Raw genomic sequence first — 7415 nt, 5'->3', positions numbered from 1 at the left:
GCTGCATCGGCGACACCGTCTTCGGCGCCGGCCTGTCCGCATCCACCGCCCGCCTCCTGGCCTGCGACGCCAAAATCATCCCCGTCGTCCTCGGCTCCAACTCCGAACCCCTCGACGTCGGCCGCTGCGAACGCCTTGTCACCAAAGGAATGCGGCGCGCCCTGAACACCCGAGACCGCGGCTGCGTCGTCTGCGGCGCCCCACCAGTCCAATGCGACGCCCACCACCTCAGATCCTGGATCGACGGCGGCACCACCGCGGTCAGCAACCTGGTCCTGCTCTGCCGCATTCACCACGTCGACCTGCACGCCGGCAAATGGGTCATCACCATCACCAACGGCAAAGTCCACGTCGCCCTCCCGACCTGGGCCAACCCACCATCGATCAAACGCCGAACACCCCCAAGAACTCCAGCCGAACCGTCGCTGGCGACTGCGCGCGCCCACGCCACCTGCACCTCCAGCACAACCAAACCCGGCATGACCGAGACCGGCATGACCGAGCGCTGCATGGATGGGCTGGGTGCGCGTGGGCTGCAGGCGGGCGAGCCTGGCGCGGACGGGCTGGTTCGGTGTGGTCCCGAGGCGGGCGGGGACGAGGGGTCTTTGCTGACGGCAACGGATATTCGCGCGGCCACCATGCGTGCCGTCTGGGGCGAAGACCTGCCACCCGAACCAGCAAGACACCGCGCACGGTTGGACCTGAGCAGCGACTTTGATCCATGGGGCGAGGCGCACGCGGGTCCCACGTCACCACCCTGCCCAACCTGACCTCGGTCAATTGGGTCAGTGCCTGAGTCGTGCAGTCGGTGGGAGCAGTTCAAGACGCACCCCGCAGGGTCAGCGCGGTCGATCAGGCGGTCGCACGTTGACGGGCTGCGTGAATCAGCCTGCCGGGTGATACACGGCCCGTGCGGTCGGCGAGTGTGAGAAGTTGCCGCCGAGTGTGACCACCGTGCCGCGGTACATCGTTTGCCTGCGGCAATCTCCTCACAGTCGAGGCGGGCTGCCTGTGGTGGTGCGCCGAGTGAAGCCACCGTGCCGATGGGTACACCAGTGAGCGGGCGACGGACCGCCATCACCGTCTAACAGTGCGCGGACCCGCATGTTCACGCTCAGCACGCCCTGCCCTGGGCAGCTCAATGCACTTAGACGGTGGTGCAGGTCCGAGCCCGGCCACCCGGTCGGCGCGAGTCGCGTTCCGCCCGCGCGGATCGATCACAACGTCCGAAAACACGCCGACACGCACCGACAGCCACCGCGAGTCTTCGGACGTAACGCCCCCACGCGCGGCTGCTCGCCGGGCTCGAACCGGACCGACGTCTGCCGGAAGAACAGCCGAATCCGATCCCATCAGTACCTGAGCCCGCCTGCCCGGACAAGCATCTCGCAGGCCAGCGTCATGCATTGCTTCGAATGCGGCGAGGATGACTGAAGTCAGGAGGCACACGCGGGTCCTACATCACCACCCTGCCTAACCCCGTGGCCGGATGATGCGGGGCATTGCGAGATCGCTGGCAAGGTTCGGTGAGTGCGTCGGTGAGTTGCTTGGCCTGGCCAGTCGGCTTGCCGATCGCGACGGCGGGCCGCCGTACTGGAGGGTCTCATACTGCGATTGACCACCGCCGAACGGTACGACGGCATGCCCGCGGACCTATCGGGCGACGTCGTACACCGGTACGCCCGTTGGCACGTATTTGACTAGGGCAACGTTCTCCCGGACCAGTTCCTCGGCGGTGGTCTGGCCGGTGCGGCGGTCGATCACCGAGCGCCAGATCTCGTTCCGCCGGAAGTAGTCCGTTCCGGTCCGCAGGAACCGCTCGCCCTGCGCGAACACCCGGTACGACGTCGCGGTTGGCGCGTCGGCGCGGATCTCACCCTCGAGGTACCGATCGCTGACTCCGACCCGGAGCTGGAACGTGTGATCGGTGTCGTTGCGGAACTGCAGGTCCACGTAGTTGTAGACGATGCTGCAACCGACACCCCACGGCAGCACGCGACCGTTGTCCGGGAACGGGTCGAAGCTGTGGGTGGATCGCTGCGTCACAGTCATCGGCGAGTGCAGCACCATCCAGTGCAGCAGGTTCGCGAGTTGGCAGATGCCACCGCCGATCCCGGGCCGCGCCTGGCCGTTGGAGAGCCGCATGCCTGGGAGATAGCCCTTGCGGCGGGTCGCGTTGCCGACCAGCTTGTTGAAGGAGAACGTCTCGCCCGGCCGGATCACCAGACCGTCGACCCGGTCACAGGCCAGCCGCAGGTTGGTGACCTTGTTGTGCTGCATCCACATCTCGGTCTCACCGAGCTGGCGCAGTAGCAACGACTTGTGCTGTTTGACTCGCACCGGCAAGTCCGCAATACGGCGCTCCTGTGCGTACGGCGTCCTGGATCGCAGCCACTCAACGCGTTTGCGGGCGCGGTGGTAGCGCACCGCCAATGGATACAGTGCGGGCACTCGCTCGGCCCAGCGTCGCCGCCGCGCTCGCGGAGCGACCCGGGCGCGTTCTGCGGCGCTGAGTTCGGCGAGACCGATTCGCCAGGCGAAGGTCACCTCACGGGGGTCGGCGGCTTCACGAGCCGGCACCACCCCAGTGGATGCCGGCCGTGCAGTCCGCCCCACCTTGGTATTGCTCTCACGCATTTTCGTTCCCCCGAACGACTCCGGCCTGGCGGCCGCCCCGGCAACGGTACGCCGGAGGTTCACCAGCCACATGACGACAACCACACGATCACATTGCGCTCTAAGGACTCCCGGACGCTGCGATTTGTTCGGGCCAAGCCCGAACGGGCTTCCAACGTGCCCGATCAGCCGACCTCCAGAGCGGTGCAGACCCAGCGGTTGCGGCGGAGCTCCATCCGCAGTGCGATCGCGCGGGAGCGTCCGCCGTGCCGTACGTGCGCAGCGATCTCAGCCACCTCAGAGTTCGGCCGACACACTCGCACTGACTGCAGTGCGCACCGGTCCTTCGTGCCGCGGCCGGTGGCGGTGGTGGTTAGCCCGAGCAGTCGCACCCGCCGGTTGAGCTCGACGAACACGTCCTCATCGGTGAACCGCACCAGCTGAGCCACCGGACGATCTCCCGCCAGAACCTCCGATACCGCCTGCGCCAATCGACCACCCCAGGCACGTGCTTCCGGAATGAGCGGCTGGGTCCCGTCGACCGCGGGCACCACGTCCAGTCGGACCCGCTGCTGCTGGATCGAGGTGCTGATCTCCTGGTGCGCACTGGTCATGTCACTGCTCCTTGTGGGTGGGCGGCACTCGCAGTACTTGGCCGGGAAGGATGAGGTTCGGGTCGGCGCCGATCAGCTGGCGATTAGCGGCGTACCACTGCGGCCAGCGCGCCGCGATCTCCTGATTCGTCGCCTGCACTCCGAGCTCCCGCGCCGCGAGATCCCAGAGCGTGTCCCCCGCGGCGACGGTCACCCGCGAGGCCCGTCCCGACCGCAGATCGGTGTACCGCGTCGCAGCACCCACCTCAGGCCGATCCGGCACCTGCACCCCACCAACCACCGGTACGGCGTCCTGTCGTGCCGGCCGTACGTCGCTGTCCCGCGGCTGAGGCACACCAGCCCCCGCCCGTACGCCGTTCCGCGGCCCGGCCTGCTGTCCCGAGCGAGCGGAGCGCGCGCCGAACTCCGCAGCTGACCGCGGCTCGGTAGCCCGGAGGGTGGTGCGGTTGGCGTCAATCTCGACAGCAGACCGCGGCTCAGTCGCCCGGAAGTCGGAGCGCTCAGCCGGCTTCTCCACCACTGAGCGCGGCTCGCTCTCCCGGAGGCCATCGCGAGCGCCGTCGATCCCCATGGTGGAGCGCGGCTCGGTGGTGCGGACGTTGGAGGCGATCTGCTCCGATGACCGCGGCTCGGTCGCGCGGGAGTGGGTGCGGGTGCCGCCGACCTCCACCGACGGCTGTGGCTCGGTGGTGCGCCAGATGTTGCCGGTGAGTTGGACGGTGGAGCGGGGCTCCGTGGCGCGCCAGGTGGCGGCGGGTTGGGTAGTGCCGGACTGCGGTGCCGGCCAACCGTGGGGAGACGCTGCGTGCGCGACGCCCACGGTGAGCGGAGTGACTGCAGCGACGCCGAGAGCGGAGCGCAGCAGAGCCCGGGAGGTCGTGGAGGTGATGCGGGCAGCAACCGCCCCTGCCGCTGCACCGAGAGCGCCGGGCAGCTGCTCGAGAGCCGTCGCAAGCACTGCGAGGACCAGCCACCCATAGGCGACCCACGCCACCCCGCCGACCGCGAGCACGGTCAGCGAGTCCAGGTCGTGGCTGTTCGCGGCCGTGATAGTCCCGGCCGTCACCCAGCGCAGCGCGACCCCGACGGCCCCCAGTGCGCCGATCGCCAGCAGGCTCTTTACCCCTCGAAGCATCCCGTTCACCCCGCTTCGCCTCCGACCTATGAGTTTGCTTTAGTTTGCGTTGGCTTGACCACTATAGACCGGAAGTGGCGACAGTTTGCAAGCGAATACGTCACGGAAGGTGAGGTAAGTTGGCGCATATGCAGTGGGATGCGCTGTTCGAGGACCTGGAATCGCAGTTCGACGCGCTCCAGGAAGGCGACCTGTACGGCGAGGTCGCGGACCGGATCCGGACCGAGGTCGGGAAGATCACCGTGCTCGACCGGCTCCGGGGTGCCGTGGACACGGTCGTCCGGATCGAGCTGGCCACGGCCGAGCCGCTGCAGGGACTACTCACCCGCGTCGGCAAGGACTGTCTGCTGATCGAGGCCGACCGTGCCGAGGAGTGGCTCGTGCCGGTCGCCGCGCTCACAGCGGTGCACCGGCTCGGACCCTGGGCCGAGCCTGCGGTCGGCGCGGTGGCCGGGAAGCTCGGCCTCGCGCACCTGCTTCGCGGAATCGCCCGGGACCGCTCACCGGTGACCCTGTTCTGCGGCGGAATCCCGATCACCGGCACGATCGACCGCGTCGGCGCGGACTTCCTCGAGGTCGCCGAACACCCCCTCGACGCGCCCAGGCGCCGTACCGAGGTCTACAACGTCCGGCTCATCCCCACCCAGGCCCTACAGGCCGTACGTCGACGGTAAACGTTAGAGCTGGGCGTCCTCGGCCTCTTCGCCGAACGGATGGCTGTCGATGAACTGCTTGGTCTCGGTGTAGAGCCGCTCGATGTACTTCTCGAGCTCGCTGGCCTCGACCCGCCACTGCCCGCGGCCGCCGATCTTCACCGCGGGGATGTCACCGCGGCGGACCAGGGCGTAGACCTGGTTGGCGGAGATGTTCAGGACCTCGGCGACGTCGGCGAGCTGGAGGAAACGCGGTGCCGGCATCGAGGAACTCCTTCAGGTAGTAGCGGGTTCCTTCAGTTTGCCACGGTTCGCCCGAGGACGATCAAGTTTGTCCCCAGCCATGACAATCTGTGGATAACTGCCTACACAGAGTCGCCAAACACGGCAGAATGCACACAGAAGCGAAGCGACTGGGGGAGCCGACGTGGTGGACACAGCAGTGCGGAGTGGGTTCGGGGCGCCGTCGGTCCCGGCGCAGCGCACCCGGCGGGCGCGTTGGAAGGACGGCCGTCTCGTTCTGGGCGTTCTGCTCGTGGCCATCACTGCGCTGGTCGGTGCGAAGCTGCTGTCGTCCGCCGACGACACCACCACGATCTGGGCGGCCAAGCGCGACCTGCCCGCCGGGACCAAGCTGACCGGCGAGGATCTCGCCACCGTCCGCGTCCGCTTCACCAGCGGTCAGGACGCGGAGCAGTACGTCGCTGCCGACGCGGAGCTGAAGGGTCTGGTCGTGGCGCGCGCGATCGACGCCGGTGAGTTCGTGCCCCGCGACGCCGCCGTACCGCAGGCCGACAGCGACCGCACCGAGCTGCCGCTGTCGGTGGCGACCGGCAGACTCCCGTCGGACACCGCCAACGGTGACAAGGTCGACATCTGGGTGGTGCCGAAGGACGACGGACAGGCGGCCAAGCTGCTCTGGAGCGACGTCCGGGTGCTGCAGATCGACTCGGTGAAGGGCGTCGCCGGTGGCTCCGCGCGCAGACAGGTGCTGGTCGCGCTGGCCCCGAAGGACCTGCAGAAGCTCCCGGCCGCGCTGACCGCGATGAGCCAAGGCGAGCCGACTCTGGTCCGGCGGGCGGCCTGATGGCGATTCCGGTCCTGCTTGCGGTGACCGGTGCGCCGTGGGAGGCAGACGTTGTACGCCGGACCGAGCGCGCACCGGGCATCCGCGTCGTCCGGCGCTGTGTGGACATCGCGGATGTGATGGCGGCCGCGGCGAGCGGTCAGGCCCGGGCCGTCCTGCTTGCCGATGACCTCTCGCGGCTGACGTCCGATGCAGTGTCCGCGCTGCATGCGCGCGGCATCGCCGTACTGGCTCTGGTTGATCCGAGTGAGACCGGAGAGGCCTTCGGCCCCGAGGACCGGCTCAGCCGGATGGGGATCGAGCGGATACTGCCGGCCGATGTCAGCCCGGAGGATCTGGGTCGTGCGATCAGTGACGCGGTCGACGCCGGCCCGCCGATCGCGCTGTCGCATTTCGCCGGCGGATTCGTGCCGACCGGCGGGGAGACCGAGCACAGGTCGGCCCAAACGGAGTACGCCGCCGGGACCGGCCGCATCTTCGCGATCTGGGGCCCGACCGGTGCACCCGGCCGGACGACGGTCGCGGTCGGCCTGGCCTCCGAGCTCGCAGCCAGAGGCATGCCCACACTGCTCGCTGACTGCGATGTGTACGGCGGCACTGTCGCCCAGCAGCTCGGAATGCTCGACGAGACGTCCGGCCTGGCCGCCGCAGCCCGCTCCGCATCGAGCGGCACGTTAGACATGATGACGCTGGCCAAGCATGCCCGGCAGGTGGAGCGGCACCTGATGGTGCTGACCGGGCTGAGCCGGGCCGACCGCTGGACGGAGCTGCGACCAGCCGCGGTCGAGTCGATCTGGTCATCCGCGCGGCTGCTGTCGCCGTGCACGATCGTCGATCTCGGGTTCTGCATAGAGACCGATGAAGAGATCTCGTTCGACTCGCTCGCCCCGCGGCGCAACGGAGCGACGGTCGCGACACTCGAGCAGGCCGACGAGGTGATCGTGGTCGGGTCCGCGGACCCGGTCGGCCTGACCCGGCTGATCCGCGCGATCCACGAGGTGCGCGGGCTCGTCCCCTCCGTCAACCTCCGCGTCGTGGTGAACCGGGTCCGCTCCGGTTCCCTCGGCAGCTCACCGGCGGAGGCCGTCGCCGACGCCCTCGGTCAGTACGCCGGTATCCAGGTGGCCGCCCTGCTGCCGTACGACCTGGGCGCGGTGGACGCGGCGATGGCGCACGGCCGCAGCCTGGCCGAGGCCGCGAGGTCCAGCAAGCTCCGCAAGTCCCTGCAGCAGCTCGCCACCTCGATCGACAAGACCTTCGTCCGCTGACTCACCAGGGTCGGGCCAGGGAGATATGGGGGTTAACCCCAC

At 68.8% G+C, this 7415-nt stretch carries 8 protein-coding genes; 4 read left to right on the top strand and 4 right to left on the bottom strand.

Going from position 1 to position 7415, the window contains the following annotated elements; genetic code table 11:
- Nucleotides 1–770, top strand: a 770-nt coding sequence (locus tag E1261_RS45900; RefSeq protein ID WP_202874560.1) for an HNH endonuclease signature motif containing protein, incomplete at its 5' end; no start/stop codon positions are given.
- Between the two features lie 883 nt (nt 771–1653).
- On the opposite strand, the gene E1261_RS10075 is transcribed toward E1261_RS45900, so the two are convergent.
- The 3 genes from E1261_RS10075 to E1261_RS45895 form a co-directional block, all read right to left on the bottom strand.
- Nucleotides 1654–2637: a VanW family protein gene (locus tag E1261_RS10075; protein ID WP_132405115.1), complete on the bottom strand. Its 984-nt coding sequence runs from the start codon at nt 2635–2637 to the stop codon at nt 1654–1656.
- 164 nt (nt 2638–2801) lie between these two features.
- The gene (locus tag E1261_RS10070; protein ID WP_132405113.1) at nt 2802–3230 is read right to left on the bottom strand and encodes an Rv3235 family protein; all 429 of its coding nucleotides are present in this window, start codon (nt 3228–3230) and stop codon (nt 2802–2804) included.
- Between the two features lies 1 nt (nt 3231).
- Entirely contained in the window at nt 3232–4365 is a 1134-nt protein-coding gene (locus E1261_RS45895; protein WP_202874559.1) for a LysM peptidoglycan-binding domain-containing protein, read from the bottom strand.
- A 128-nt stretch (nt 4366–4493) separates the two neighbouring features.
- Between E1261_RS45895 and E1261_RS10060 the strand changes: the two genes are divergently transcribed.
- Nucleotides 4494–5039 (top strand): hypothetical protein, encoded by a 546-nt coding sequence (locus E1261_RS10060; protein WP_132405127.1) that lies wholly within the window; start codon nt 4494–4496, stop codon nt 5037–5039.
- Nucleotides 5040–5042: 3 nt separating this feature from the next.
- On the opposite strand, the gene E1261_RS10055 is transcribed toward E1261_RS10060, so the two are convergent.
- A complete protein-coding gene (locus E1261_RS10055) occupies nt 5043–5282 on the bottom strand; it encodes a helix-turn-helix domain-containing protein (RefSeq protein ID WP_132405111.1) in 240 nt (79 codons plus the stop codon).
- A 163-nt stretch (nt 5283–5445) separates the two neighbouring features.
- Between E1261_RS10055 and E1261_RS10050 the strand changes: the two genes are divergently transcribed.
- Both E1261_RS10050 and E1261_RS10045 read left to right on the top strand, forming a co-directional pair.
- Entirely contained in the window at nt 5446–6105 is a 660-nt protein-coding gene (locus E1261_RS10050; protein ID WP_132405109.1) for an SAF domain-containing protein, read from the top strand.
- The gene (locus tag E1261_RS10045) at nt 6105–7373 is read left to right on the top strand and encodes a CpaE/TadZ family protein (protein WP_132405107.1); all 1269 of its coding nucleotides are present in this window, start codon (nt 6105–6107) and stop codon (nt 7371–7373) included. Before E1261_RS10050 ends, E1261_RS10045 begins: the two co-directional genes overlap by 1 nt.
- Nucleotides 7374–7415 lie beyond the last annotated feature (42 nt).

It is taken from the genome of Kribbella albertanoniae (assembly GCF_004348455.1).
GTDB classification, from domain to species: Bacteria; Actinomycetota; Actinomycetes; order Propionibacteriales; family Kribbellaceae; genus Kribbella; species Kribbella albertanoniae.
Note: the sequence above shows the minus strand (reverse complement) of the source record. Positions and strands in the feature narration are given on the sequence as shown.